The 25544-nt window shown below is 60.7% G+C and carries 22 protein-coding genes; 12 read left to right on the top strand and 10 right to left on the bottom strand.

Annotation, left to right across the window (positions count from 1 at the left end; all coding sequences use genetic code 11):
* The first annotated feature begins 40 nt into the window (after positions 1-40).
* The gene (locus tag I6L41_RS10040; RefSeq protein ID WP_005344269.1) at positions 41-451 is read left to right on the top strand and encodes an H-NS family nucleoid-associated regulatory protein; all 411 of its coding nucleotides are present in this window, start codon (positions 41-43) and stop codon (positions 449-451) included.
* 534 nt (positions 452-985) lie between these two features.
* Here the strand turns inward: I6L41_RS10040 and I6L41_RS10035 are convergent.
* The 6 genes from I6L41_RS10035 to nadK form a co-directional block, all read right to left on the bottom strand.
* On the bottom strand, positions 986-2350 hold the full coding sequence (locus I6L41_RS10035) for an efflux transporter outer membrane subunit (RefSeq protein WP_216958497.1): 1365 nt from the start codon (positions 2348-2350) through the stop codon (positions 986-988).
* A 2-nt stretch (positions 2351-2352) separates the two neighbouring features.
* Positions 2353-4326, bottom strand: coding sequence for a MacB family efflux pump subunit (locus I6L41_RS10030; RefSeq protein ID WP_216958493.1), 1974 nt, complete (start codon positions 4324-4326; stop codon positions 2353-2355).
* On the bottom strand, positions 4323-5486 hold the full coding sequence (gene macA, locus I6L41_RS10025; RefSeq protein WP_216958489.1) for a macrolide transporter subunit MacA: 1164 nt from the start codon (positions 5484-5486) through the stop codon (positions 4323-4325). Before macA ends, I6L41_RS10030 begins: the two co-directional genes overlap by 4 nt.
* Before the next feature lie 247 nt (positions 5487-5733).
* Entirely contained in the window at positions 5734-6624 is an 891-nt protein-coding gene (locus I6L41_RS10020; protein WP_216963768.1) for a manganese-dependent inorganic pyrophosphatase, read from the bottom strand.
* 342 nt (positions 6625-6966) lie between these two features.
* The gene (gene recN / locus I6L41_RS10015; RefSeq protein WP_216963765.1) at positions 6967-8631 is read right to left on the bottom strand and encodes a DNA repair protein RecN; all 1665 of its coding nucleotides are present in this window, start codon (positions 8629-8631) and stop codon (positions 6967-6969) included.
* A gap of 250 nt (positions 8632-8881) precedes the next feature.
* Positions 8882-9766: an NAD(+) kinase gene (nadK, locus tag I6L41_RS10010; protein ID WP_005338038.1), complete on the bottom strand. Its 885-nt coding sequence runs from the start codon at positions 9764-9766 to the stop codon at positions 8882-8884.
* 291 nt (positions 9767-10057) lie between these two features.
* Here nadK and grpE point away from each other — a divergent pair, with 291 nt between their 5' ends.
* From grpE to I6L41_RS09970, 8 genes are all read left to right on the top strand, one after another.
* Positions 10058-10633 (top strand): nucleotide exchange factor GrpE, encoded by a 576-nt coding sequence (grpE, locus tag I6L41_RS10005; RefSeq protein WP_005338036.1) that lies wholly within the window; start codon positions 10058-10060, stop codon positions 10631-10633.
* A gap of 298 nt (positions 10634-10931) precedes the next feature.
* Entirely contained in the window at positions 10932-12860 is a 1929-nt protein-coding gene (gene dnaK / locus I6L41_RS10000) for a molecular chaperone DnaK (protein ID WP_005338034.1), read from the top strand.
* Between the two features lie 101 nt (positions 12861-12961).
* The gene (dnaJ, locus tag I6L41_RS09995; protein ID WP_005338032.1) at positions 12962-14104 is read left to right on the top strand and encodes a molecular chaperone DnaJ; all 1143 of its coding nucleotides are present in this window, start codon (positions 12962-12964) and stop codon (positions 14102-14104) included.
* Positions 14105-14368: 264 nt separating this feature from the next.
* A complete protein-coding gene (locus I6L41_RS09990) occupies positions 14369-15874 on the top strand; it encodes a carbohydrate porin (RefSeq protein WP_216963762.1) in 1506 nt (501 codons plus the stop codon).
* Positions 15875-15989: 115 nt separating this feature from the next.
* A complete protein-coding gene (locus I6L41_RS09985; RefSeq protein WP_216963758.1) occupies positions 15990-16946 on the top strand; it encodes an aminoimidazole riboside kinase in 957 nt (318 codons plus the stop codon).
* Between the two features lie 83 nt (positions 16947-17029).
* Positions 17030-18394, top strand: a complete 1365-nt coding sequence (locus I6L41_RS09980; protein ID WP_216963756.1) for a sucrose-specific PTS transporter subunit IIBC — start codon at positions 17030-17032, stop codon at positions 18392-18394.
* Positions 18394-19809: a sucrose-6-phosphate hydrolase gene (locus tag I6L41_RS09975; RefSeq protein WP_216963753.1), complete on the top strand. Its 1416-nt coding sequence runs from the start codon at positions 18394-18396 to the stop codon at positions 19807-19809. The genes I6L41_RS09980 and I6L41_RS09975 overlap by 1 nt, the downstream gene beginning before the upstream one ends.
* Before the next feature lie 27 nt (positions 19810-19836).
* Complete coding sequence (locus tag I6L41_RS09970) at positions 19837-20847, top strand: LacI family DNA-binding transcriptional regulator (protein WP_100646367.1); 1011 nt, start codon at positions 19837-19839, stop codon at positions 20845-20847.
* 92 nt (positions 20848-20939) lie between these two features.
* Here the strand turns inward: I6L41_RS09970 and I6L41_RS09965 are convergent, their stop codons facing one another.
* From I6L41_RS09965 to I6L41_RS09950, 4 genes are all read right to left on the bottom strand, one after another.
* On the bottom strand, positions 20940-21668 hold the full coding sequence (locus tag I6L41_RS09965) for an MgtC/SapB family protein (protein WP_064338374.1): 729 nt from the start codon (positions 21666-21668) through the stop codon (positions 20940-20942).
* A gap of 269 nt (positions 21669-21937) precedes the next feature.
* Complete coding sequence (locus tag I6L41_RS09960) at positions 21938-22342, bottom strand: hypothetical protein (RefSeq protein WP_216951338.1); 405 nt, start codon at positions 22340-22342, stop codon at positions 21938-21940.
* 380 nt (positions 22343-22722) lie between these two features.
* Positions 22723-23994, bottom strand: coding sequence for an NAD(P)/FAD-dependent oxidoreductase (locus I6L41_RS09955; protein ID WP_216963750.1), 1272 nt, complete (start codon positions 23992-23994; stop codon positions 22723-22725).
* Positions 23995-24048: 54 nt separating this feature from the next.
* Positions 24049-24234 (bottom strand): DUF2892 domain-containing protein, encoded by a 186-nt coding sequence (locus I6L41_RS09950; protein WP_100654141.1) that lies wholly within the window; start codon positions 24232-24234, stop codon positions 24049-24051.
* An 88-nt stretch (positions 24235-24322) separates the two neighbouring features.
* Here I6L41_RS09950 and I6L41_RS09945 point away from each other — a divergent pair, with 88 nt between their 5' ends.
* From I6L41_RS09945 to I6L41_RS09935, 3 genes are read left to right on the top strand one after another with little or no spacing between them, the layout of a single operon-like run.
* Positions 24323-24637 (top strand): helix-turn-helix transcriptional regulator, encoded by a 315-nt coding sequence (locus I6L41_RS09945; RefSeq protein WP_005338008.1) that lies wholly within the window; start codon positions 24323-24325, stop codon positions 24635-24637.
* A complete protein-coding gene (locus I6L41_RS09940; protein WP_216963747.1) occupies positions 24637-25050 on the top strand; it encodes a YeeE/YedE family protein in 414 nt (137 codons plus the stop codon). The genes I6L41_RS09945 and I6L41_RS09940 overlap by 1 nt, the downstream gene beginning before the upstream one ends.
* Before the next feature lie 13 nt (positions 25051-25063).
* Positions 25064-25534, top strand: a complete 471-nt coding sequence (locus tag I6L41_RS09935) for a YeeE/YedE family protein (protein ID WP_201974196.1) — start codon at positions 25064-25066, stop codon at positions 25532-25534.
* Positions 25535-25544 lie beyond the last annotated feature (10 nt).

The raw sequence follows: 25544 nt of genomic DNA, 5'->3' as shown, positions 1-25544 counted from the left end.
AAACAGTTATCCCTGTAACCGACTTTTTTGTGAGGAAATAATGAACGAGTTTCTGAAAGTTCTGCTGAACATTCGCAGTTTGCGTGCGGCTATTCGTGAGCTGCCGTTTGAGCAACTGCTGGAAGCTAAAGAGAAGTTTGACCTGGTTTACCAAGAGCGCGCCGATTCTGTTGAACAGGAGCGTGCTGAACAGGAAGAGCGTCAGCGCAAGCTGAATGAATTCACCGAGATGCTGCAGCAGGCTGGTATTGATCCTCGCGAGCTGCTGGCGACTGCTGCTGCTCCGGCTGCTGCGACTGGCGCTGCCAAGAGCAAGCGTGCTCCGCGTCCGGCTAAATACAAGTACGAAGAAGATGGCCAGGAAAAAACCTGGACCGGTCAAGGCCGTATGCCGAAAGCCATTGCTGCTCAAGTAGCACTGGGTAAAGACCTGAACGATTTCCTGATCTAATTCTTCAGGTTCAGAGATTGAATAATGCCGCCTTTGAGCGGCATTATTTTTGCCGTTTTACTCGTGGTTATCCAATCTGCCCCTTCGCCCCATTGTTATCTACATCCTCGCTTGTATCCTTTTTACCGTCGTTTCACTTCACTGTTACTTTGCTCAATATCACTCATTGTTTACGATTAATTTTGTCGTGCAGAATTAACTGCGTGATATCGCTTATTGTATGCATCGTGCAGATATGCGCTTCGGATATGTCTCTCACGATTCACGGGGCGCCGCTCGGCGAGAGTCGAGCTCTCTGCTGATGGAATATCCGGTAATCGTTATCTCCACAGGGTGCGTGAGGTATAGAGGTGGTCTCAAGGTATGGCCGGGATATTCTGGGTCGCCTATGCATGTAATTGGATCGGCTGCCGTAACTGCCCCTGATGATGAGCAATGGCGTTCGTCTGCCGTGTGGGCGAGGGAATTCGGTGCGGTCGATGGCGATGGTATTCCCCACTCTACAGGCAGAGTGGGGAATATTGGGGGGAGGCGTTATCGGGGCGCCACGCTATCGCTGCCACCCAGGGCGCGATAGATTTTGGCAGTGGTGGTGAGCTGCTCTTTTTGCTGGGCCAACAGGCTCTGCTGGGCATCCCACAGTCGGTTCTGCTCATCGAGCCAGGCTTGCACGCCGGTCGCACCCGCCTGGAAGCGAGCCTTGGCCAGTCGTTCGGCCTCCCGGGCATAACTCAGTTGTTCCTGCAGATAATCGAGTCGCTGCTGGCCATAGTGGCGGGCGGCCAGATTGTCTTCCACCTCCACCAGTGCGGTGTAGAGCTGTTTGCGAAACTCGGTTTCAGCGATTTGGTAATCCAGCTTTGAGCTTTCGATGGCGAGCTGGGTGCGGTTGTATTCAAGGAAGGGGAGGGCGAGGCTGGCTCCCAGCGTACCAACCGGATTTTGCAGCACCTGCGCCAATCTATCGGATGCGGTGCTGGCGCTGCCGGTCAGGGTCAGGCTGGGGTAGAAGCTGGTGCGGATCTCGTCACCTTTTGCCAGCGTCTTGCGCAGCCGCAATTCGGCCGCTTTGACGTCGGGGCGGCGGGCCAGCACATCGGCCGGAATACCCACCGCAAGTTCAGGAATGGTCTGCTTTGCAAGGGAAGCGGGTGCATACTCCAGCGGCCCGCTGCTGCGGCCCAGCAACAGACGCAGGGCATTGCGAGCCTGCTCCTGCTGCGCCTTGAGGGAGGCCAGCTCAGCCTGCTTGCCTGCCAGTTGCTGGCGTGCCTGCGCCAGATCGAGTCGGGTGATGGCGCCTGCCTGGTATTTGGTTTGGGTCAGCTGCTCGGTTCGCGTCAGGTTGGCCAGCTGCTGTTCTCCGAGTGCGATGGCAGAGCCGAGATAGCCGAGCTGCCAATACTGCTCCAGGGTATTGCCGATCAGCAGTAGTCGGGTGCTGGCGAGATCCTGCTCGCTTGCCGCCGCCTCCCAGCTTGCCTGATCTCGCACCGAGGCAAGCTTGCCCCACAAATCTACTTCGTAACTGAGGCTCAGCGAGGGGCCCAGACTGTTGGTGCCTTTGCCGGTTTTCAAATCCTTGTTGCCACTGGCTGCGATAGTGCCATTGACCGAAGGCGTGAGGTTGGTATCGGCCTGCTCGGCGCCCAGTCGGGCGCTTTTGAGCTTGAGGGCCGCCACACGCATGTCCGGGTTGGCGGCCAGTACCGCGTCGACCAGTTTGTCGAGCTGGGGATCATGAAATTCCCGCCACCAGGGGCCTGCCTGCGCAGTCAGTTGGGCGCCCTCTGCCTGTTGCCATGTGGGGGCGATCGCCAGCTCGGGTCTTTGATAGGTGCTGTGCTGACTGCAGCCGCTGAGGGCCATGCAGAGAGCCAGCCAGGAGAGTTTGTGCATTGTTATTCCCTCGCCAGTGCGACAACAGGGTCGAGCCGCGCCGCATTGCGTGCCGGCAGGTAACCAAACAGGATCCCGATGAGTGACGAGCAGCCAAAGGCCATCAGGATGGAGAAGAGCGAGAACTGCATCTTGATGGAGTCCACCAGCAGTGAAAAGAGCACGCCAATACCAAGCGAGAGGCCGACGCCGAAGATGCCCCCCAGCAGGCTCACCATCACAGCCTCAATCAGGAATTGCTGCAGAATATCCGACTGGCGCGCGCCCACGGCCATGCGAATGCCGATCTCGCGGGTGCGCTCCACCACCGACACCAGCATGATGTTCATCACGCCCACCCCGCCGACGATCAGCGAGATCACCGCGATGGCCGAGACCATCAGGGTCATGGTGGCTGTGGTTTTCTCCACCGATTTGATGATGCTGTCGCTGCTGAAGGTGAAGAAATCCCTCACCCCGTGGCGCTTGGTGATCAGCTCGATCACCGCCTGTTCGGCCAGCGCCGGTTGTACCCCGTCTTTGACCCGGATGGTGATCTGGCTGAAGTGGTGCTGCGAGATGAGGCGACTCATCACTGCGCTGTAGGGCAGCCAGATATTGACCGACTGGCTGGTGGGGCGGAAGCCGGTCTCCTGCGAAACCACACCGACAATCCGCACCGGCAAGGTGCCGACCAGTACCACCTTGCCGACCGGATCCTCCTTGCCAAGCAGGCTGGTGATGCTCTTCTTGTCCACTACGGCAACGGCGGCACGCTGCTGGATATCTTGCCACTCCAGTAAGCGACCACTGACCAGCGTCATTCCCTTCACCTTGAAATAGTCGTTACCAACCCCGGTCACATTGCCGCTGTTGGTCTTGTTGCGATAGCGCAACTGGCCGGAGCTGCCGATCTCGGGGCTGGCGCCCGCAAGATAGGGTTGTCCCAGCAGAGCATCGAGATCCCCCTTGTTGAGGGTCTGGATGCTGGCCATCTTCTCATCGCCCCATCCCTTGCCCGGGAAGATTTCGATGGTGTTGGTGCCCATCGCATTGATCTGGTCGATCACCTTGGCGCGCGCCCCTTGCCCCAGCGCCACCACGCTCACCACGGCGGCGATGCCGATGATGATGCCGAGCATGGTGAGGAAGGTGCGCATCCGGTGGGCGAGCATGGCATGCATCGCCATCCGTCCCGCTTCCCGATAGCGATCCCAGTCGTGACCCATGGCGCCTTTAGTGGGCACAATTTTTTGATGGGTTGTGGCGGTGGCTGGAGCCAACACGGCCGTTTGGCTGGGGCCGCTATCTTGTTCAATCCGACCATCTTTGAGAGTGATGATACGGTCGGCATGGCTGGCCACGTTCATATCGTGGGTGACCAGAATGATGGTATGGCCCTGAGCGTGCAGCTCCTTGAGGATAGCCATCACCTCCTTGCCGCTCTGGCTATCCAGTGCGCCGGTCGGTTCATCGGCGAGGATCACTTCGCCGCCATTGGCCAGCGCCCGGGCGATACTGACCCGCTGCTGCTGACCGCCGGAGAGTTGGCCCGGGGTATGGTGGCTGCGATCGGCTAGACCCAGTCTGCCCAGCAGCTGACGCGCACGTGCCTGGCGATCCGGGCGGCTGGTGCCGGCATAGACGGCGGGGATCTCCACGTTGGCGGCGGCATCGAGATGGGGCAGCAGGTGGTAGCGCTGAAAGATAAAGCCGAAGTGGTGGCAGCGCAGCCGGGCCAGCGCCAACGCATCCATGGTTGCGGTGTCCTGACCGCGAAACAGATACTGGCCGCTGCTCGGGCTATCGAGACAACCCAGCAGGTTCATCAGGGTCGACTTACCGGAGCCGGACGCGCCGACAATGGCGATCATCTCTCCTGCCGTGATAGTGAGATCAAGAGGGTGGAGCACGGTGACTTCGCTGTCGCCGCTCTGGTAGCGTCGCTCGACCCCTTTCAGCTGGATCAACGGCAGCTGGTTCAGGGGCTCACTCATAGCATCACCGCCATCTCATCATTGTCGGCGGGGGCTCCGTGATTGAGCTGCACCTCCTCCTTCTCACTCAGCCCGCTGATCACCTCAATGCGGATCTCGTCCTTCATACCGGTCTTGATATGACGGGTTTCGGTTGTCTCATCGTCCTTGATCACGGTGACTTCATACTCGTTGTCACCCAGCGACTTGCCGAGGGCGGTTTGCGGCACATTGAGCACCTGCTTGCGCTCGCCGAGCACTATGGTCACCTGGGTGGTCATTGCCACCCGCAGGGTATGATCCGGATTGGGCACATCGAACAGGGCGTAGTAGTAGACAGCCGCATTGCTGGTGGTGGTACCTGTGGTGGCCTGATCGTTGATGTTGGTGGGCGCTAACTCCACGGCGCGAAGCGTACCCTGATAGCGGGTATCCGGATCGCCGATCAGGGTGAAGTAGACCGGCATGCCGGCTTTGACCTTGGTGACATCGGCTTCGGAGATCTGAGCCTTGACTGTCATGGTCTCGAGGTTGGCCAGCTTGAGCACGGTCGGCACCGTCTGGCTGGCTGCCAGGGTCTGGCCCTGACGGGTCACAATGCTGATGACGGTGCCATCCATCGGCGCCAGGATCTTGGTGTAGCCCAGCTCGGTCTTGGCCCGATCAACCTTGATCAGGGCGTTGTCGATATTGGCCTGACTGTTTTGCAGTTCGGCGCGGGTGACCGCCAGCAGGGCCTCGGCACTCTCCAGATCGGCCCGTGAGCTCGCCTCCTGCTTGAACATCTGCTGCTGGCGCCGCCAGGCGAGCTCGTTCTGTTTGAGTTGTGCCTGCTTGATCTTGAGCTGGGCGCGGTTGCTGGCAAGCTCCGCCTCGGCCGTCTTGAGGTTGTTCTGGGCAATCAGGGGATCGATCTCGGCCAGCAGGTCTCCCTGCTTGACCTGATCTCCGGCCTCGACGGCCAGCTTGGTAACCTGACCGGAGACCTGGGCCCCCACATCCACCTGCTCTACGGCCTGCAGCACACCACTGGCCAGCACGGTCTGGGCAATATCCTCGCGGGTCACCTGAGCGGTCAGCATCGCCTTGGGTGGTTGACTGGGCCAGAGCAGCCAGCCGAGGAGCACCACGGCGATCAGCATGGTGATGGCCAGTGTTCTCTGCTTGGGGGTTATGTTCATCGATCACCTGAATGGAAACGGAAAAGGTTGTGCGCGGCGATTATCCTGCAGCAAAGCCCTGATAAATAACAGCCGCAAATATGTAAGCAAAGTTATGGCGTTAACTGTCAATAAGCCGAGAAAGGAGTAAGCGAGAGGCCGCAGTCGTGAGCAACATGATCAGCAAGAGGGGGAGTGCGGCTGGCGGTGGCGATGAAAAAGCCCTGCGCAGAGGCAGGGCTTTGGAATAGGTGATGGCGAGGGAAGATCAGGCCTTGGCCAGCAGTTCCATCACCCAGGGCAGCCCCTGCTTCTTGCGGCTGACAAAGCCCGGGTGGTAGCTGGACTCTGCCGGTACTTTGGCGTGCTCGGTAAAGTAGATACGGCTGGCAGCCGCAGTCAGGTCAGTCACCATCAACACGAAGAAGTCGAGCCCTTCGCTCGCCACGCGCTGGGCCATCTCCTGCTGCAGGGCTGGCAGGTGCTCGGCCAGCTGCTGCTCGCTGCCCACTTCGATCTGGCTCATGATGAAGCTGCAACCTTCCGCCTGGAACGCTTTCTCATCCTGCTGCAGCAGTTGAGCCGGAGTCAGGCCGCTCAGGTCGGTTTTCGCCATCAGCAACTGTTGGCCGAATTCGGCCAGCGATACTTCTGCCAGCGGTGCCAGACGCTCACAAGCGATCTTGTCCTGCTCGGTGGTGGTCGGTGAGGTGAGACAGAGGGTGTCGCTCATGATGGCACCCAGCATCAGGCGAGCCTGGCTGCGGGTCACGGTACCTTGCTGGCTCAGCAGATCGAAGGCGATGGTGCAGGTACAGCCGACGGCCCGGATCCAGGCATCCAGCGGGGACTGAGTGACCAGAGTGCCGAGACGGTGGTGATCCACCAGACCCAGTACATTGGCTTGTGCCAGTGTGGCAGGGCCCTGTTCCAGATCACTGAAATCCACCAGCCAGACATCTTCACCGGTCAGATCTTTGGTCAGCAACTCGGGTTCGCTGACGCCAGCATGCTCCAGAATAAAACGGGTTTCAGTGCGCAAGTCACCCAGACGCCATGGGGTGGCCTGACGGCCCTGGCCATTGAGCCAGTCGGTGATAACCAGCGCACTGCAGATACTGTCGCTATCAGGATTCTTGTGACCAAAAACGTGGATCATAGACAAAGCCTCACAATTGGATACCCATAAAGGGGGGCAACACTATGCGAAATCCGCCACATGAAGGCAACCGGATCCACGCCCATGTTGCTGCCAGCTTCGCCTAACTCGCCATTTTATTGATCTGGGTCGGTAATCCTGACGCGAGTTCAGTTATCACAGTTGGCTATTGGCTATTGGCTATTGGCTATTGGCTATTGGCTATTGGCTATTGGCTATTGGCTATTGGCTATTGGCTATTACTGGCTGCGCAGGCCATAGCTCTCGCCTGTGCCTGCGCAGTCAGCATGTTCTGTCAGCGCTATCAGTCGCCATCGCTGCAAATGGGCTTTATTGCCTGATTTAGCGACGCAGCAGCTCGCGGGCATTGGCCAATGTGTTGTCGGTGATCTGGTCGCCACCGAGCAGGCGTGCCAGCTCGTTGAGACGGGCTGTCTCATCAAGGGCACTCATTTGGGTTTCGGTGGTTTTGCCATCGGTATGCTTGCTCACCACCATATGCTGGTGGCCGTTGCCTGCCACCTGAGGCAAGTGAGTGACCACCATCACCTGGGTTGACTCGCCGAGCTGGCGCAGCAGGCGACCGACCACAGCGGCAGTTGGGCCGCTGATCCCCACATCCACTTCGTCGAAAATCAGGGTCGGGGTTGAGACCTTGCGAGCACTGATCACCACGATGGCAAGGCTGATGCGCGACAGCTCACCGCCTGAGGCTACCTTGCCAAGCGGCTGGATCGGTTGGCCCGGGTTGGTGGTGACCATGAACTCCACCCGATCTATACCCAGTGGTGACAGACTGCTCTGGGCATCGGGGCGGACCTCGATGGCAAAGCGGCCATCGGGCATTGCCAGTTCGTGCATGCTGCTGGTTACCTTGGCGCCCAGCTCCTGGGCGTAACGCTGACGGCTCTGGCTCAGGGCTTCGGCGGCCTGGACAAAAGCCTGACGGGCCTCGGCCAGCTCATCTTCCATCCCCTCTAGCCGCTCTTCGTCAGAGTTGAGGCGGGCGAGATCCGAGGCCAGCTCCTGATGGTGCAGGGCCAGATCCGCCGGTTTGACGTGGTGCTTGCGGGCCAGATTGATCGCCTTGGAGAGGCGGGCCTCCAGCTCGTTAAAACGTTCGGGATCCAGTTCCAGCCGATCGAGGTAGCTACGTAGTTCGCTGTGACTCTCCTGCACCCCGATCAGTGCTTCGTTCAGCATCTCCAGTACCGGGGTGAGGCGGCTGTCCATGCTGACCAGCCCCTCGGCCCGATCGACGGCCGATTGCAGCAGCCCTGCGATAGTGGTCTCTTCGTTGTCATAGAGCAGATCGAGGCAAGCGCCGCACTCCTGCATCAGCTCGGTGCCGTTGGCCAGACGCTGGTGCTCCTCTTCTATATCTTCAAACTCCCCCGGCTGCAGGGCGAATTCGTCCAGCTCCTGCACCTGATACTCGATCAGCTGGCGACGAGCCTCTCGCTGCTGCTGCTCGGCTTTGAGCCGGTTCAGTTCGTTTTGCAGTTGGCGCCACTGCTGATAGTGCTGGCGCACCTCGTCGAGCAGCAGATGGTGACCGGCATAGCCGTCGAGCAGGGCGAGCTGGTAGTCGGGTTTGAGCAGCATCTGGTGGGCATGCTGACCATGTACGTTGACCAGCAGCTGACCCAGATTCTTGAGCTGGGTGAGGGGGACGGGCACGCCGTTGATATAGCTGCGTGAGCGGCCCTCGGCGGAGATGACTCGCCGGACGATACACTCACCTTCGTTTTCCAGTTCGTTGGTGGCGAGCCAGGCGCGGGCGGCCGGGTTGTTGTCGAGCAGGAAGCGGGCGCTGACCTCGCTTTTGTCGCTATCGGGTCGCACCATGCCGGCTTCGGCCCGCTCTCCGAGGCAGAGACCGAGAGCGTCGATTGCAATGGATTTACCGGCGCCGGTCTCACCTGTGATGCAGGTCATGCCCGGTTGCAGATCGAGTTCGAGAAACTTGACGATGGCGAAGTTGTTGACGGTCAGCTGGGTCAGCATGGTCTCATCCTGTATAGGTCAACATTACTGTGTATGTATCCAGTATATACTGGTCTTATATACAGTAAAGAGGGCGCCGCCATTTTTAACACAGGAAAGCCGCGCCAGTGCGCCATGGCTATGAGAATGCGGTACTGACTATTGGGACGCGGTACGGATATGAGAGTGCAGGGGACGTTGCCACGACAGAAAAGAGAAGGGCGCCAACTCAGGCGCCCTCTCTGGCAATGCCGTTATCGGTCAGCGCCGATTAAAACAGCTTGCTGCCCCAGCCGAGCTTGTTGCGCAGCACGTGGAAGTAGCTGTAGTCGAGGGGATGCACCAGATGAAGCTGGTGGTGACTCTTCTTGATCAGGATCTCGTCCCCCGGGTGGACCGCCAGGGTTACCTGACCGTCACAGCTGACCTGCATGGCATCGTCCTGATTATCCGGCGAGACCAGCAGCCGTACTTCGCTGTCGGCATCGAGCACGATGGGGCGACTGCTGAGGGTATGCGGGAACATGGGCACCAGCGTGATGGCGTTGAGCTTGGGGGTGAGGATGGCGCCACCTGCCGACAGTGAGTAGGCGGTGGATCCGGTCGGGGTGGCGACTATGATGCCGTCCGAACGCTGGCTATACATAAAGCTGCCATCGATATAGACCTCGAACTCGATCATGTGGGCGATCTTGCCCGGGTGCAATACCGCCTCGTTGACCGCCAGATTGCTCGACTTGCGCTCGCCGTGGCGATAGACCGAGGCTTCCAGCAGGAAGCGGTGTTCGCTCTTGTAGTGGCCGGAGAGCACCTGCTCCAGCGGCAGCAGGTAATCTTGTGGCGAGAGATCGGTCAGAAAGCCGAGGTTGCCCCGGTTTACCCCGATCACCGCCACATCGAAGCGTGACAGTACCCGCGCCGCCCCCAGCATGTTGCCGTCACCGCCGACCACGATGGCGAGATCGGCCTGCTGGCCCAGTTGCACCAGATCCATCACGTTTTCATCGAGGATGCTCAGGGTCTGGGCGACCCGGCTCTCCACCAGTACCCGAAAGCCGCGGGCGGTCAGGTATTGATGCAGGCCGGTCAGCGTCTGGTTGGCTCCCTCATGGTGGGGTTTGCCAATCAGGGCGATGGTTTTGAACGGAGAATCCATAGTCAGTCAGATCTGGGATGGGTATTGCGGGCCAGTATACAGTGCTTTGCTCCGCTTGTGACGCTCTCCCGTGTGACGGGGGTGGCTATCCCCTTGAGGTTACTGGTTAAACGGTGAGCGGCAACCCGGATAAACCGCCGGTTGCGGCTATTCAGCAACCCTGATTGCCCTTTACCCCTTGAAAGCCGGGGATGCATCCCCATAATAGCGCCAACATAGTCGGTCTGTTGTCGTCCGGTCGCTCAACCAGACGTCAGGGCCCTCATAAGTAACCCCGGAATTGGAGATGTCATGAACCACGAAGAGCAAAAGGTTGAAGCGATGGAGCAAGTGGAAGCCCAGCCAGTCGAGCCGACCGATGTAGACAGTGAAGTGACAGCCGAGCAGGCCCGCATTGCCGAACTGGAAGCGCAGCTGGAAACCGCCATCCAAAAAGCGGCGGAAGAGCGTGAACGCGCCCTGCGTACCGCCGCCGAGATGGAGAACCTGCGCCGTCGTACCGAGCTGGATGTGGAGAAGGCGCACAAATTCGCTCTGGAGAAGTTCGCCAACGAACTGCTGCCGGTGCTGGACAACCTTGAGCGTGCCATCGAACTGGCCGACAAGGAGAACGAAGCCCTCAAGCCGATGATCGAAGGTGTCGAGCTGACCCTGAAATCCATGCAGAGCGGCGTGGCCAAGTTTGGTCTGGTGGCGCTTGACCCGATCAACCAGCCGTTTGACCCCAACGCCCATCAGGCGATGAGCATGGTACCGAGTGCCGATGTGGCCCCGAACACCGTCATTGCAGTGATGCAGAAGGGCTATGACCTCAACGGTCGGGTGATCCGTCCTGCCATGGTGATGATCGCCAAAGCGGTCGACTGATTGGCTGTGGGTGCCCGAGCCCGCCCCGTGGCGGGCTTTTTGTTTCGCAGTGCAGCATCTGTTCATCTTGCCCGGTTTTACGGCTCAACGTGACCGCGCAACCATGACAAAGGGTGTGGTTTTTTAGGGTTGGGGCTTGAAGCTGCGTCTGGCGACCCCATATAGGTAGCAAGGCCGCGGCGGCACAAAAAATTTGATGCCGGGAGCTTGAAAGCCAGATTGGCAGCCCCCACCTAGCCGTTAACGCATTAAGGCGAGTTCCTCGCCAGTTTATTCAAAGTATTTGGAGATTCGTCAAATGGGTAAAATCATCGGTATTGACCTGGGTACTACCAACTCCTGCGTCGCTATTCTGGATGGCGACACTGCTCGCGTGATCGAGAACGCAGAAGGCGATCGTACTACTCCGTCCATCATTGCCTATGCCGATGATGGCGAGATCCTGGTTGGTCAGCCGGCCAAGCGTCAGGCCATCACCAACCCGAAAAACACCCTGTTCGCCATCAAGCGTCTGATCGGTCGTCGTTTTGAAGATGAAGAAGTGCAGCGTGACCTGAAAATCATGCCGTACGCCATCGCCAAAGCTGACAACGGCGACGCCTGGGTTGAAGTGAAGGGCAAGAAAATGGCACCGCCGCAGATCTCTGCCGAAGTGCTGAAAAAGATGAAAAAGACTGCCGAAGACTATCTGGGTGAGCCGGTAACCGAAGCCGTTATCACTGTTCCGGCCTACTTCAACGACGCCCAGCGTCAGGCTACCAAGGATGCCGGTCGCATCGCCGGTCTGGATGTAAAACGCATCATCAACGAACCGACTGCTGCTGCCTTCGCTTACGGCGTGAACAAGGTCAAGGGCGAGCGCAAGGTTGCCGTATATGACCTGGGTGGCGGTACTTTCGATATCTCCATCATCGAGATCGACGAAGTTGAAGGCGAAACCACCTTCGAAGTACTGGCGACCAACGGTAACACCCATCTGGGTGGTGAAGACTTCGACAACCGCGTCATCAACTATCTGGTAGACGAGTTCAAGCGTGAGCAGGGCATCGACCTGCGCAACGACCAGCTGGCTCTGCAGCGTCTGAAAGATGCCGCCGAGAAAGCCAAAATCGAGCTCTCTTCTGCCCAGCAGACCGACGTCAACCTGCCGTACATCACTGCAGATGCCACCGGTCCGAAGCACATGAATATCAAGGTGACCCGCGCCAAGCTGGAATCCCTAGTAGAAGACATGGTGAAGGACTCTCTGGAGCCGGTTCGTGTCGCCCTGAAAGACTCCGGTCTGGCAGTTGGCGAGATCGACGACGTGATCCTGGTTGGTGGTCAGACCCGTATGCCGCTGGTTCAGAAGACCGTTGCCGAGTTCTTTGGCAAAGAGCCGCGTAAAGACGTTAACCCGGACGAAGCCGTGGCCATGGGTGCTGCCATCCAGGGTGCCGTACTGTCCGGTGACAAGACCGACGTACTGCTGCTGGACGTTACCCCGCTCTCCCTGGGTATCGAAACCATGGGTAGCGTGATGACTGCGCTGATTGAGAAGAACACCACCATTCCGACCAAGAAGTCCCAGGTGTTCTCCACTGCCGAAGACAACCAGTCTGCCGTGACCATTCACGTGCTGCAGGGTGAGCGCAAGCGCGCCAGCGACAACAAGTCTCTGGGCCAGTTCAACCTGGAAGGCATCCGTCCGGCACCGCGCGGTCTGCCGCAGATCGAAGTGACCTTCGACATCGATGCCAACGGTATCCTGCACGTCTCTGCGAAAGACAAAGAGACCAACAAAGAGCAGAAGATCACCATCCAGGCCTCCTCTGGTCTGTCTGATGACGAGATCGAGCGCATGGTACGCGAAGCCGAAGCCAACGCGGCCGAGGACAAGAAGTTTGAAGAGCTGGTACAGGCTCGCAACCAGGCTGATGGTTTGGTCCACTCTGTACGCAAGCAGATCACCGAAGCCGGTGAAGCCCTGCCTGCCGACGACAAGACCAAGATCGAAGCTGCTCTGAGCGAGCTGGAAGCGGCCATCAAGGGTGACGACAAGGCTGCTATCGAAGCCAAACAGCAGGCTCTGCTGGAAGCGTCCCAGAAGCTGATGGAAATTGCCCAGCAGCAGGCTCAGGCCCAGGGTGCAGCCGGTGCTGATGCCGGTCAGTCCTCCTCTTCTGCCAAGGCTGACGACGACGTAGTCGACGCCGAGTTCGAAGAAGTGAAAGACGACAAGAAGTAAGCCCTACCCAGATGGGCGAAGTCCGCTTCGCCCATCGGCTTGGTCAATGAATTCACGGGCGTTGGGTAACCAACGCCCGTCTGCGTAACCACAGGATGAGTATGTCGAAGCGCGATTTCTACGAAGTACTGGGTGTGGCGAAAGATGCCGACGATCGCGAGATCAAGAAGGCGTACAAGCGCCTGGCCATGAAGTATCACCCGGATCGTAACCAGGGTGATGCCGCATCCGAAGAGAAGTTCAAAGAGGTCAAGGAAGCCTACGAGGTCCTGACCGATGCCAACCTGCGTGCCCGTTACGACCAGTACGGCCATGCCGGTGTCGACCCGAGCCAGGGGGGCGGTGGCCACGGTGGCTTTGGTGGCGGTGCCGACTTCGCCGACATGTTTGGTGACGTATTCGGTGACATCTTCGGCGGTGGCCGTGGTGGTGCCCGTCGTGGCCCGGCCCGTGGCTCCGACCTGCGTTACACCATGGAGCTGACGCTGGAAGAGGCGGTACGCGGGGTCTCCAAGGAGATCAAGGTGCCGACCCTGGTTCACTGCGAAGTCTGTAACGGCTCCGGTGCCCACACCGGCAGCAGTGCCCAGACCTGCCCGACCTGCCACGGCTCCGGCCAGGTGCAGATGCGTCAGGGCTTCTTTGCGGTGCAGCAGGCGTGTCCGCACTGTCACGGTCGCGGCAAGATCATCAAGGATCCGTGCCGCAAGTGTCACGGTGAAGGTCGCTACCAGCGCACCAAGACCCTGTCGGTGAAAATTCCGGCGGGCGTCGATACCGGCGATCGCATCCGTCTCTCCGGCGAAGGGGAGGCAGGGGAGGCAGGGGCTCCGGCAGGGGATCTCTACGTACAAGTGCACGTCAAAGAGCACGAGATCTTCGTGCGTGACGGCAACAACCTTTACTGCGAAGTGCCCATCAGCTTCACCGCAGCTGCCCTCGGTGGCGAGATTGAAGTGCCGACCCTGGATGGCCGCGTCAAGCTCAAGGTCACTCCGGAGACCCAGACTGGCAAGATGTTCCGCATGCGCGGCAAGGGCGTGAAGTCAGTACGCTCCGGCCAGGTAGGGGATCTGATGTGCAAGGTGGTGATCGAGACTCCGGTCAACCTCACCGAGCAGCAGAAAGAGCTGCTGCGCCAGCTGGACGAATCCTTCAGCGGCGCAGCTGCCAAGACCCACAAGCCGAAATCGGAAGGCTTTTTCGAAGGGGTGAAACGCTTCTTCGACGATCTGACCAGCTGATTTCAGCGACCCGAATAAACAGAGCCGGCCTTGTGCCGGCTCTTTTTTTGCCCGCCGTTTAGCCAGGATCCGCCTTATTGAGTGGATCCTGATGAGGGATCCTCCTCACAACTCCCGCCAATTCCTGCTGTACAAATGTTATCCCGCTCACACTGTTGCTAAATCGGTTTAGTTGCTGTGTTGAGCTGGCTAAAGCGGTTTAGCTATGCTCCGTCTGTCGATAACAACAGCGCCCGTCCGGGCCACAGATGACAGGTGAGGAAGATGATGATGTTCAAGAGCAAGTTGGCGCTGGCGGTAGCGCTGGGATTGGGGATGAGCAACCCTCTATGGGCGGCGCAGGTGAGTGTTGCAGGTGAGAGTGTCGAGGCCAGACTGGCTGCGCTGGAGGCGCGGGTACAGGCGGCTGAAGCGAGAGCCGAGGCAGCAGAGAGCCGTGCCAGTCAGGCGGAAGTGAAGGCGAGCGCGGCCAGTGAGCAGGCGCAGGCGGCCGACAACCGCAGCCAGAAGGTGAATGAGAAGACAGCCGGTGCCCAGGGCTTCGAGTTTCACGGCTATGCCCGCTCGGGCCTGTTGGTAAACAGCAATGGCAACGGCGGGCGCGGTGGCCCCTACATCACCCCGGCCGGTTCGGTGGGTGGGGCTGTCGGTCGCCTTGGCAACGAGGATGACACCTACATGGAGGCCAACCTGCTGAAAACCCAGACCTTCGAGGATGGCAGCTGGGCCCGCTACAAGCTGATGCTGGCTGACGGGGTGGAGACCAGCAACGACTGGACCGCCAGCGATTCGAGCCTCAATACCCGTCAGGTGTTTGCCGAGATCGGCAATCTGGCGAGCTTCGACGGCCCCTTCAAGAATGCGGTGCTGTGGGCGGGCAAGCGCTTTGATCGGGACAACTTTGACATCCACTGGCTCGATTCCGACGTGGTGTTCCTGGCCGGTACCGGCGGCGGCGTCTACGACGTGCAACTGGCCGATAGCTGGAAGGCCAACTTCTCCCTCTATGGCCGCGATTACGGTGACATCAGCGCCAGCGGTCTCTCCGATATCGAGAGCTACATCCTCACCATGAACAACCGCGTCGGTAACTGGCAGTGGATGGTGAACGGTCTCTCGGCCAAGGGCAATGACGCCCGCATCAATGACAAGGGGACGGGCAGCGAGGCGGCGGACAAGGGGGCACACACCCTGCTGGCCTACCACGGCGAGAGCTTCTTTGGCATCAACCCCGGTTTTGCCAAGGCGGCGGTGCTGTATGGTCATGGGCTGGGGGCCGAGGTCAAGGGGCTGGGCTCTGACAGCGAGCTGTTGCCGGACGCCGATGCGGTGCGGGTCGCCGTGTTTGGCGCTACCGATCTCAACTCGCGCTGGCATTTTGCCCCGGCCCTGCTGGCCGAGCAGAGTCAGGATCGCTACGTGAAAGGGGATGAGTACCGCTGGCTTACCTTCAATACCCGGGTGGCGCAGGTGCTGAGCCAGAACGTCGAGCTGGTCTACGAGGCGGCCTGGCAGTACATGGATCTCGATCCCAAGGGTTACAAGGGACGCCAGGCGGTGAATGGCAACTTCACCAAGCTCACCTTCGCCCCCACCTTCAAGGCGCAGACCGCCGGCTTCTTCGAACGGCCCGAACTGCGGGTGTTCGCCAGCTGGATGGACTGGTCCTCCGAGCTCGACAACTACGCCAGCGACGATGCCATGGGCCAGAGCAACTTCACCGCCGGTGGCGAGTGGAACTTTGGCGTACAGATGGAAACCTGGTTCTAGTTCGTTATCCCGATCACAAAAATGGCAGTCGGTGCCGAGATCTATTGGTTGGCTAAAACGGTTTAGCTGATAATGCCAGCCAACAGAACAGAGTTCGGGTTTGACCGTGGATCCGATGCAGCAGTGGAGTAGCAAGGTGACGAATCGTGTGTGGGTAATGGGGGATGCGGTGGTGGACTTGATCCCGGAAGGGGCGTTGCACTACCTCAAGTGTCCGGGTGGCGCGCCCGCCAATGTGGCGGTTGGTGTGGCACGGCTGGGTGGCGATGCGGCCTTTATCGGCCGGGTTGGTGCCGATCCGTTCGGCCGCTTTATGGCCGATACCCTGAGCGGGGAGGGGGTGGATATCGGTGAGCTGCGGCTCGATCCAGACCATCGCACCTCTATCGTGTTGGTGGCACTGGATGATGAGGGGGAGCGCAGCTTCACCTTTATGGTGCGCCCCAGTGCCGACCAGTTCCTCACCCCGGATGAGTTGCCCCGCTTCGATGCCGGTCAGTGGCTGCTCACCTGCTCCATCGCGCTCGCCAACGAACCGGTGCGCACCAGCTGCCTGCAGGCCATGGCGGCCATCAAGGCGGCAGGCGGGCGGGTCTGCTTCGACCCCAACCTGCGCCCCGAGGTGTGGGACAACCCCGCCGAGATGCTGCCGCTGGTGCGTCAGGCAATTGCACAGGCGGATGTGGTCAAGCTCTCCATCGAGGAGCTGCAACTGCTGAGCGGTGAGGATGATCTGGCTGCCGGGCTTGCAACGCTCTCTGGCCCGGCGCTGGTGCTGGTGACCAGAGGGGCGGCCGGGGTGGTGGCTCGCCTTGATGGCGAGTTGCTGGAGTGGGTGGGGCAGAAAGTGACGCCCATCGACACCACGGGGGCGGGGGATGCCTTCGTCGCCGGTCTGCTGGCGGCCCTGGCCGGGTGCTCGTCGCTGCCGACGCTGGCCGAGCTACCCGCCATCCTGGCTCAGGCCCACGGCAGCGGGGCGCTCGCCACCACCGCCAAGGGGGCGATGACGGCGCTGCCGACCCGCTCCGAACTGGATGCTTTTTTGCGATCAGACGCAAGCGGCTGTTGAGCTGCGGCTAGAAGCCCGGCTCGACAGCCCCTACTCTCATGTGACAAGGGCCCGCCAGCGTGGCGGGTCATAAGAGGAAGAATATGAATATCAGTGCGATAGCCAAGGATCTGGTGCCCCTGCTCGGGGGCAAGGAGAATATCGTCAGCGCTGCCCACTGCGCCACCCGGCTGCGGCTGGTGCTGGCCGATGACAGCAAGGTAAACAAGGCCGCCATCGACAAGCTGGAGGGGGTCAAGGGGTGCTTTAGCAACGCGGGCCAAATTCAGGTGATCTTCGGCACCGGCTTGGTCAACAAGATCTATGCGGAGTTTGTGGCGCTGACCGGTACCGGCACCACCAGCAAGGCTGAGCTGACCGACATGGCGGCGGCCAAGCTCAATATGGCGCAGAGGCTGGCGCGGACTCTGTCCAACATCTTCGTTCCCATCATTCCGGCCATCGTCGCCTCGGGCCTGCTGATGGGGCTGCTCGGCATGGTGCGCACCTACGGTTGGGTCAATGCCGACAGCGCCCTGTTTGTGATGCTCGACATGTTCAGCTCGGCGGCCTTTATCATACTGCCGATCCTCATCGGCTTTACTGCGGCGCGGGAGTTTGGCGGCAATCCGTACCTCGGGGCGACCCTTGGTGGCATCCTCACCCACCCGGCGCTGACCAACGCCTGGGGCGTGGCCGGTGGCTTCAAGACCATGGATTTCTTCGGGCTCGATGTCGCCATGATCGGCTATCAGGGCACCGTCTTCCCGGTACTGTTGGCTGTCTGGTTTATGTCCCATCTGGAGAAACAGCTGCGCAAGCGCATTCCGGACGCGCTGGATCTGATCCTCACGCCGTTCCTCACCGTCATCATCACCGGTTTCGTGGCACTGCTCTTTATCGGCCCGGCGGGTCGGGTGCTGGGGGATGGCATCTCGTTCGGTCTGAGCGCCCTCTATGAGCAGGCAGGCTGGTTGGCGGGGCTGGTGTTTGGCGGCACTTACTCGCTTATCGTCATCACCGGCATTCATCACAGCTTCCACGCCATCGAGGCGGGGCTGCTGGCCAATCCGCAAATTGGCGTCAACTTCCTACTGCCCATCTGGGCCATGGCCAACGTGGCACAGGGTGGGGCTTGCCTCGCGGTCTACTTCAAGACCCGCGATGTGAAGATCAAGGCCATTACCGTGCCGGCGGCCATGTCCTGCCTGCTGGGCATCACGGAAGCGGCCATCTTTGGGGTGAACCTGCGTTACATCAAACCCTTCCTCGCCGGTCTGTTTGGCGGGGCCTGCGGCGGCGCCTACGTGGTGGCGGCCAAGGTGGGGATGACGGCGGTGGGGCTGACCGGTATTCCCGGCATGGCCATCGTCCAGCCCATGAGCCTTATTCATTACATCATCGGGCTGGTGATCGCCTTTGGCGCCGCCTTCGCCGCTTCTTACCTGCTCAAGTACAAGGTGGAGTGATGAAGGAAAGCGATCTTCTCAACCAGATTGTCCGGTCGCTGCTGGCCGGACAGCTCAAGGCGGCGGCCGATCCCCATCGGCCCCGCTGGCATCTGGCAGCCCCGGTGGGGCTGCTTAACGATCCCAACGGCTTTATCGAGCACGACGGGCGCTACCACCTCTTCTACCAGTGGAATCCGCTGGGCTGCGAGCACCGCAACAAGGGCTGGGGCCATGTCACCTCCACCGATCTGCTGCATTGGCAGCATGAGCCGGTGGCGCTGTTGCCCACCGAAGCCTATGAGAGCCACGGCTGCTATTCGGGCTCTGCGGTGAGCGACGAGCAGGGGCGTCTGACCCTTATCTACACCGGCAATGTCAAATACCCGGATGGCAGCCGCACCGCCTATCAGTGTCTGGCCCGGGCCGACGGTGAGGGTGGTTTTGCCAAGCTGGGGCCTGTGCTGGATCTGCCCGCAGGCTACAGCGGCCACGTGCGCGACCCCAAGGTGTGGCACGACGGCCAGCAGTGGCTGATGGTGCTGGGGGCCCGCACCCTGGATGACAAGGGGGAAGTGCTGCTCTATCGCGGCGACACGCTGGATGCTTGGACGCTGGTGGGCCCCATCGCCGGCAGCGGGCACGGCGGCCTCGGGGAGTTTGGCTATATGTGGGAGTGCCCGGATTTCTTCCCGCTGGGGGAGCGCCATGTGCTGATCAGCTGCCCTCAGGGGATTGCCCCGGCAGGCGAGGATTATCGCAACCTCTACCAGTGCGGCTGGCTGGCTGGCGACTTCGACGGCGAGCGCTTCGAGCACGGGGCTTTCCACGAGCTGGATCGGGGCTTCGAGTTCTATGCGCCGCAAACCACCCTGGACACTCAGGGTCGCCGCCTCCTGTTCGGTTGGCTGGGGTTGCCGGAGGAGAACGAGATGAGCCAACCCACTATCCCCTATGGCTGGATCCATCAGATGAGCTGTCCGCGGGAGCTGTTCTGGCAGGATGAGTGGCTCTGCCAGCGGCCGGTGGCGGAGCTTGCGGCGCTCAAGGGAGAACTGACTAGCTTCGAGGGGACGCTCGGCGAATTTCCGGGGCTGGCCATCGACTCGGCCTGGCTCGATCTGGATCTCTGCGGTGAGGGGAGTCTCTGGTTCGGCGCGGTGGCCGAGCTGTGCTGGCAGCCGGGGCGCATCACCTTGCGGCGCCAGAACTGGCAGAGCGGGGCGTGGGAGACTCGCAGCAGCCCATGGGCTGGCGGGCGGATCACCGTGCTGTGCGATCGCTCCAGTCTGGAGTGCTTCATCGATGAGGGGCGACACAGCCTGTCAGCGCGCTACTTCCCCGGGGAGAAGCCGCAACTTTCATCAGGTAACGGCGATGATGGCTGCAAAATTTGCCTCAATCACTGGCCGCTGTCGGCGTGCCTAGTACAATAGCCCGGTTCTAGTCAGCCGGGAGGCCAGGTGGAGAAGAAGAAACGGATCACGATTGCCCAGATCGCCGAACTGGCGGGGGTGTCCAAGGCGACCGCCAGTCTGGTGCTCAACGGGAAGAGTGCGGAGTACCGGATTGCCGACGATACCCGCAAGCGCATTCAGGCGGTGGCGGAGGAGTGTCACTACCTGCCGAGCTTTCATGCCCGCTCCCTGCGCGAGACCCGCAGCTACACCTGGGGGTTGGTGATCCCCGATCTCACCAACTTCGGTTTTGCCCGCATCGCCCGCGCCCTCGAGGCCCACTGCCGGGAGGCGGGTATCCAGCTGCTGATCGCCTGCTCCGAGGATGATCCCGCCCTCGAGCAGCGGGTGGTGGACAATCTCATCAGCCGTCAGGTGGATGGGCTGATTGTCGCCTCCAGCGGCCACAGCGATGACATCTATGCCCGCATCCACGACCGCCTGCCGGTGGTGCAGCTCGACCGCCACATCGGCGAGTCGCGCCTGCCCATGGTGATCTCCGATGCCTGCAAGGCGACCGCCGAGCTGGTGCGGGACATGGCCAGCGAGTGCGGCGAGGAGATCTACTACTTCGGTGGCCTGCTGGATCTCTCCCCCAGCCGTCACCGGCTGGCGGGCTATGAGCTGGGGCTCCATCGCGCCGGTTTTGAAGCCGATGCAGCCCGGGTGCGTCATCGCGACTATCAGCCGAGCTCCGGTTATCAGCTGATGGCCGAGCTGGTGGCCGAGCTGGGAGCGCCCCCCAGGGGGCTCTTTACCGCCTCCTTTACCCTGCTGGAAGGGGTACTGCGCTACCTCAACGAGGCGGGGTTGATGGAGACAGGCATGCGCCTGTGTACCTTCGACGATCACGACCTGCTCGACTGCATTCCCATGCGCATCGATTCGGTGGCGCAGGATTGTCCGGCGCTGGCCCTCGCCGCTTTCGAGCTGATGCAGCAACTGATTGCGGGCAATCCTCCGGCGCAAACTGCCCAGGTGATCACCCCCAGGGTGCGCTGGCGCAGTCGCCGCTAGCCACTCTTCGCCCATCCCATAGTGAGAAAGCCCCGCCATTGCTGGCGGGGCTTTTTGCTGTGGGCGTATGGTTCGTTCCTCTGACCAACGGCTCAGTCGGTGGTACTGGTGCGCCAGAACACCTGCTTGATATGGGGATGAATGCCGAGTTTCACCATCAGGGCATCCAGCTCGTCGCCATCGATGGAGGTGGCGAGCAGCACCGCAGAGATCTCCAGATCCCCCTCGCCAAACGGCTCGATGTCGAGCTCGCTCAGGGGGTAGTTGGCCTGCTCCAGCATCTCCTCGAGCCAGTGCAGCACCTCTTTTTGATGTTCGCGCTGGGTCAGCGCCGTCACCTTGTAGGTCACTTCGGTGTCGGTATTGTCCACCGGGCGACGGTTGATCTGGTTGACCAGCGGTCGTAGCAGGGTGTTGGCGGCCAGCACGAACAGGGCGCCCAGAATGGCCTCCATGGCCAGCCCGGCGCCACAGGCGGCGCCGACAGCAGCGACACCCCAGAGAGTGGCGGCAGTGTTGATGCCGCGGATATTGCCCGACTCGCGCATGATGACGCCGGCGCCGAGAAAGCCGATGCCGGAGACGATATAGGCCACCACATGGACCACGTTGTAGTTGCCGCCGTGCAGGTCATAGATGCGCTGGGCCAGACTGACGAACAGGGCGGCCCCCACGGCGACCAGCACGTTGGTGCGAAGACCCGCGGTACGTTGGCGGTACTGGCGCTCCAGCCCGACCAGACTGCCGAGCACAAAGGCGAGCAACAGGCTGGCCAGGGTGTCGAGCAGGGAGAGCATGTCGATTTGTTGCCACATCTTCATGGCGTACTCCTTCTGATAAGCGCTGGCTTGGCGCAATCCATGATGAAACGCCGGGAGGCGGATGGATCAGGGGATGATTGCGCGGATGGCCAGCAGAAAAAACAACACAGCGCGCCCGCTCTCGGGGTGCGAGCCGAGCATAGGCGCGAACATAAGTGCGAGCATGAACGGCGTATCGGCTATCCGATCCGCCGCAGAGCAAGCTGTTGCTCACGACAAGGGGGCCAGCGTGGCTGGCCCCTTTCACTGTGGTTAACGCAGGTGTGCGGTCAGTTGAGTTCGGGATCGCAGTCGATGCGCGGGCGCAGTTGCCAGCGCACCGGATGTGCTACTCCGACCTGATGAACGAACTGCACCAGATAGCGTCGCTGGGGCGGGGTGCACTGCAGGTTGAGCACCAGCTCTCGCCCGCCGCCGCGACCCGGCTTCATCGATTGCATCGGTTGCAGCCCGGCCGGTTGCAACGTGTGGTTCACCATATTCAGCACCTGCTCCATATCGGCGCGATCCTCACAGCGGATCTGCAGCCGGTAGTGGTGCTGACGCTGTTTGCCGCCCAGCCAGCGTGGCAGCATGCCACGGCCGAGCCGGCTCAACAGGGGGTGAGCCCGGGTAGCAACAGAACCTGTTGCGACCGTGCGATCCGCAGCCGGTTTGATTGAGATAAAACGCATAGCAGCCTCCTTGTGGGAAGCAGAAACTATGCAGGCATGGCGACCGTGGCGGTTGGCCTCTGGTTGCCAGACGTCAAGTGTAAAAAGGGAGAAGAGGGGAGTGGATTTCCGCTTCTCGCAGGGTTGCGAGCATGCGGCAGAGAAAGACCTGCGGCTAGCTCGCGACCTTGGTACCGACGATGAGGGTCGGTCTACAACTGTCACTTGATGAGTTGCCCACTGATGGTCTCCGCTATTGATAAGAGGCTCGAATGATAGCCGAGGTGGCAGGCAGGGTAAACCCCGCGCCGCCCGCAGCAACATCTTGAAACATAATCGAAAGCCCCGTTTTGCCGCGCAGGGCCGTAAAAAGAGACCCGGCGAGGGCCGGGTCTGCGGGGTCATTCGGTCTTGTCGATGCCGAGGTATTTGAGCATCAGTTTCTCGTAGATGGGCTCGGTATCCCCCACCTGCATCTTGTGCAGGAAGTACTTCTCAAAGGCGATCTTGGCCAGATGGACCCACTTTCCTTTCTTGAACCAGGCGACGTTGCGCGGCGGGATCTGCGGCATGGCGACGAAAGCGGCGCCGGTGTCCCCCATGTCCGCCAGACAGATAGCATTCCACACTGCCTTGGTCACCGGCGGCTGGCCGCTGAGCTCCGCCTTGATGTTGTGGCTCAGGGGGCGCACCATCGCCTCAATCATGTAGCCGGTCTTGGGCACCCCGGTTGGTACCGGCGTCTTGTGCGGCGGGGCAATGGCGATGCAGACCCCGGCGGCGTAAATCTGCGGGAAGGCGGGGTTACGCTGGTGTTCGTCGACGATGACAAAGCCGCGGGGATTGACCAGCCCCTCGATGCTCCGCAGCGGCGCAATGCCGACAAAGGCGGGCAGCATCATGGCGTGTTTGTAGGGCAGAGTGTGGGTGCGCTTGATGTTGCCCTCATCGTCCAGCTCCTCCACCGTCATCTGGCCATCTTGCGCCGCCACGGTGCGGGCATTGCAGATCCACTGCACGTCGCGCATCCGCAATTCGCTTTCCAGCATCCCCTTGGAGTCGCCCACGCCGTTGAGACCCAGATGGCCGATGTAGGGCTCGCTGGTGACAAAAGTCATGGGCACATTCTTTCTCACCTTCTTGTCGCGCAGGTGGCGATCGAGGATGAACGCGTACTCGTAGGCGGGACCGAAGCAGGAGGCGCCCGGCATGGCACCGACAATCACAGGGCCGGGCTCATCGACCAGTGCGCTGACACTGTGGCGGCACTCTTCGGCGTGGGAGAGGGTACAGACGCTGGTGGTGCCACCGGATTCGGGGCCAGCCCCCGTCACCTCGTCAAAGGCGAGGGCCGGGCCGGTGCAGATTGCCAGAAAGTCGTAACGCAGGGTCTGGCCATCGGAGAGGGTGAGCTGCTGCGCCGCCGGTTGCAGCTCGGTCAGGGCGGCATGGATAAAGCGGATCCCCTTTTTCTTCACATGGGGTTCGATGGGGATCGAGGTCTCCTTGCGCTCCCGCCACTGGACGGCAATCCAGGGGTTGGAGGGGGTAAATTCAAAGTCCGGCTTGTCGTTGATGAGGATCACCTCATGCTGCTTGCCCAGTTCGGCCTTGAGTTCGTAGGCGGCAGACATGCCCCCCAGACCCGCGCCGATGACGATTACCGTTGCCATGTTCAGCCTCCTGCGTTTATTACACGCTCATGTGAGCCGGGTCATCCGACCCGTTTATTTAAATCCTATCCGTTTGAGGATCATCGCTGCCGGGCAGAAACCGGTGAATGCGCTCTGGATCAGGTTGACCCCGACAAAGGCACTCAACCAGACAAAGCCCGGATGAACCCAGCTGGTAAGGATCAGCGAGAGCAGCAACATGCAACCCGCGACGATTCTGACTCCGTTATCTACTGTCATGGTCTTTCTCCTTATCTACTTTAGATGTTGCTAATTTAGTGTTGTTTTATACAATAGAGCAAATATCAGCAATCGCTAATTTACTCTTATGAGCCAATTCGACGAGATGAACAGACATGCGACAGCCGCCGCCTCCCTGCTCAAGGCGTTGGCTCATCCCGAACGCCTGATGGTGCTCTGCCAGCTGGTGGAGGGGGAGAAGGGGGTCGGGGAGCTGCTGGCCCATAGCCAACTCGGGCAGTCGGCTTTCTCCCAGCAACTTTCGGTATTGAAGCGCTACGGCTTGATCCGTTCGCGCAAGGTCTCCCAGCAGATCTACTACTCGCTGGTGAGCGAGGCGGCTGCCGATGTGCTGGGGGCGCTGCAAACCCATTTTTGTCACTCGGAAAATAAGGAATCTTGATGATGGAAAGCCAATGGCTGCTCTCTTTGGGCGGTGGCATGCTGGCGGGGCTGTCGGCCCTGATCCTGATGTTGTTCAACGGCCGGGTTGCCGGGATCAGCGGCATTCTGGCCGGAGCGCTGCAACACCGTACGCCGTGGCGGGTGCTATTTCTGCTGGGGCTCGGGGCGGGCGCCTGGTTGGCGCTGACTCTGGGTTGGGCCACCATGCCCGCATTCACCACCTTGCCCGGCTGGCTTGTAGTGCTGCTGGCCGGTCTGCTGGTCGGCATCGGTACCCGTCTTGGCAATGGCTGCACCAGCGGCCACGGCATCTGTGGCATGGGGCGGCTCTCCCTGCGCTCCATCGTCGCCACCCTCACCTTTATGGCGGCTGGCTTTATCACCGTCTTCGTCACTCATCATCTGCTGTAAGGGGCTGATTGCCATGAAGTTGCTGACAAGTTTGTTTGCGGGTGTGTTGTTCGGACTGGGGATGGCCATCTCCGGCATGATGGATCCCGCCCGGGTCACCGGTTTTCTCGATCTGGCCGGGGCCTGGGATCCCAGCCTCGCCTTTGTGATGGGGGGCGCCCTGCTGGTCTTTATGCCGGGTTACTTTCTGCTGGTGAAACCCCGTCGCCAGAGTGTGCTGGGGGAGCCCATCGCTGCCGTACCAGCTCCTCGGCTCGAGCGCAGGCTGATCGGCGGGGCTGCGCTGTTTGGCATCGGCTGGGGATTGGTGGGTATCTGCCCGGGGCCTGCTCTGAGTCTCATTTCCAGCGGGCAGCCCATGATAATGTTGTTTATAGCGGCCATGGTGGCCGGGATCTTGCTGTTTGACAAAGGACTGGCCAGGGTGCTGACCAAGGCGCCAGCTCGGGGAGTGGATAAGGTGCGCCAGTCCCATACCGCCTGATCCCGTGAAG

This window comes from Aeromonas sp. FDAARGOS 1411 (assembly GCF_019047125.1).
Classification (GTDB): domain Bacteria; phylum Pseudomonadota; class Gammaproteobacteria; order Enterobacterales; family Aeromonadaceae; genus Aeromonas; species Aeromonas veronii.
Note: the sequence above shows the minus strand (reverse complement) of the source record. Positions and strands in the feature narration are given on the sequence as shown.

What these genes read in the sequence shown, in the direction of transcription:
- I6L41_RS10040 (WP_005344269.1), top strand. Translation starts at nt 41, where the DNA reads ATGAACGAGTTTCTGAAAGTTCTGCTGAACATTCGCAGTTTGCGTGCG.
- I6L41_RS10035 (WP_216958497.1), bottom strand. Translation starts at nt 2,350, where the DNA reads ATGCACAAACTCTCCTGGCTGGCTCTCTGCATGGCCCTCAGCGGCTGC.
- I6L41_RS10030 (WP_216958493.1), bottom strand. Translation starts at nt 4,326, where the DNA reads ATGAGTGAGCCCCTGAACCAGCTGCCGTTGATCCAGCTGAAAGGGGTC.
- macA (WP_216958489.1), bottom strand. Translation starts at nt 5,486, where the DNA reads ATGAACATAACCCCCAAGCAGAGAACACTGGCCATCACCATGCTGATC.
- I6L41_RS10020 (WP_216963768.1), bottom strand. Translation starts at nt 6,624, where the DNA reads ATGATCCACGTTTTTGGTCACAAGAATCCTGATAGCGACAGTATCTGC.
- recN (WP_216963765.1), bottom strand. Translation starts at nt 8,631, where the DNA reads ATGCTGACCCAGCTGACCGTCAACAACTTCGCCATCGTCAAGTTTCTC.
- nadK (WP_005338038.1), bottom strand. Translation starts at nt 9,766, where the DNA reads ATGGATTCTCCGTTCAAAACCATCGCCCTGATTGGCAAACCCCACCAT.
- grpE (WP_005338036.1), top strand. Translation starts at nt 10,058, where the DNA reads ATGAACCACGAAGAGCAAAAGGTTGAAGCGATGGAGCAAGTGGAAGCC.
- dnaK (WP_005338034.1), top strand. Translation starts at nt 10,932, where the DNA reads ATGGGTAAAATCATCGGTATTGACCTGGGTACTACCAACTCCTGCGTC.
- dnaJ (WP_005338032.1), top strand. Translation starts at nt 12,962, where the DNA reads ATGTCGAAGCGCGATTTCTACGAAGTACTGGGTGTGGCGAAAGATGCC.
- I6L41_RS09990 (WP_216963762.1), top strand. Translation starts at nt 14,369, where the DNA reads ATGATGATGTTCAAGAGCAAGTTGGCGCTGGCGGTAGCGCTGGGATTG.
- I6L41_RS09985 (WP_216963758.1), top strand. Translation starts at nt 15,990, where the DNA reads ATGCAGCAGTGGAGTAGCAAGGTGACGAATCGTGTGTGGGTAATGGGG.
- I6L41_RS09980 (WP_216963756.1), top strand. Translation starts at nt 17,030, where the DNA reads ATGAATATCAGTGCGATAGCCAAGGATCTGGTGCCCCTGCTCGGGGGC.
- I6L41_RS09975 (WP_216963753.1), top strand. Translation starts at nt 18,394, where the DNA reads ATGAAGGAAAGCGATCTTCTCAACCAGATTGTCCGGTCGCTGCTGGCC.
- I6L41_RS09965 (WP_064338374.1), bottom strand. Translation starts at nt 21,668, where the DNA reads ATGAAGATGTGGCAACAAATCGACATGCTCTCCCTGCTCGACACCCTG.
- I6L41_RS09960 (WP_216951338.1), bottom strand. Translation starts at nt 22,342, where the DNA reads ATGCGTTTTATCTCAATCAAACCGGCTGCGGATCGCACGGTCGCAACA.
- I6L41_RS09955 (WP_216963750.1), bottom strand. Translation starts at nt 23,994, where the DNA reads ATGGCAACGGTAATCGTCATCGGCGCGGGTCTGGGGGGCATGTCTGCC.
- I6L41_RS09950 (WP_100654141.1), bottom strand. Translation starts at nt 24,234, where the DNA reads ATGACAGTAGATAACGGAGTCAGAATCGTCGCGGGTTGCATGTTGCTG.
- I6L41_RS09945 (WP_005338008.1), top strand. Translation starts at nt 24,323, where the DNA reads ATGAGCCAATTCGACGAGATGAACAGACATGCGACAGCCGCCGCCTCC.
- I6L41_RS09940 (WP_216963747.1), top strand. Translation starts at nt 24,637, where the DNA reads ATGATGGAAAGCCAATGGCTGCTCTCTTTGGGCGGTGGCATGCTGGCG.
- I6L41_RS09935 (WP_201974196.1), top strand. Translation starts at nt 25,064, where the DNA reads ATGAAGTTGCTGACAAGTTTGTTTGCGGGTGTGTTGTTCGGACTGGGG.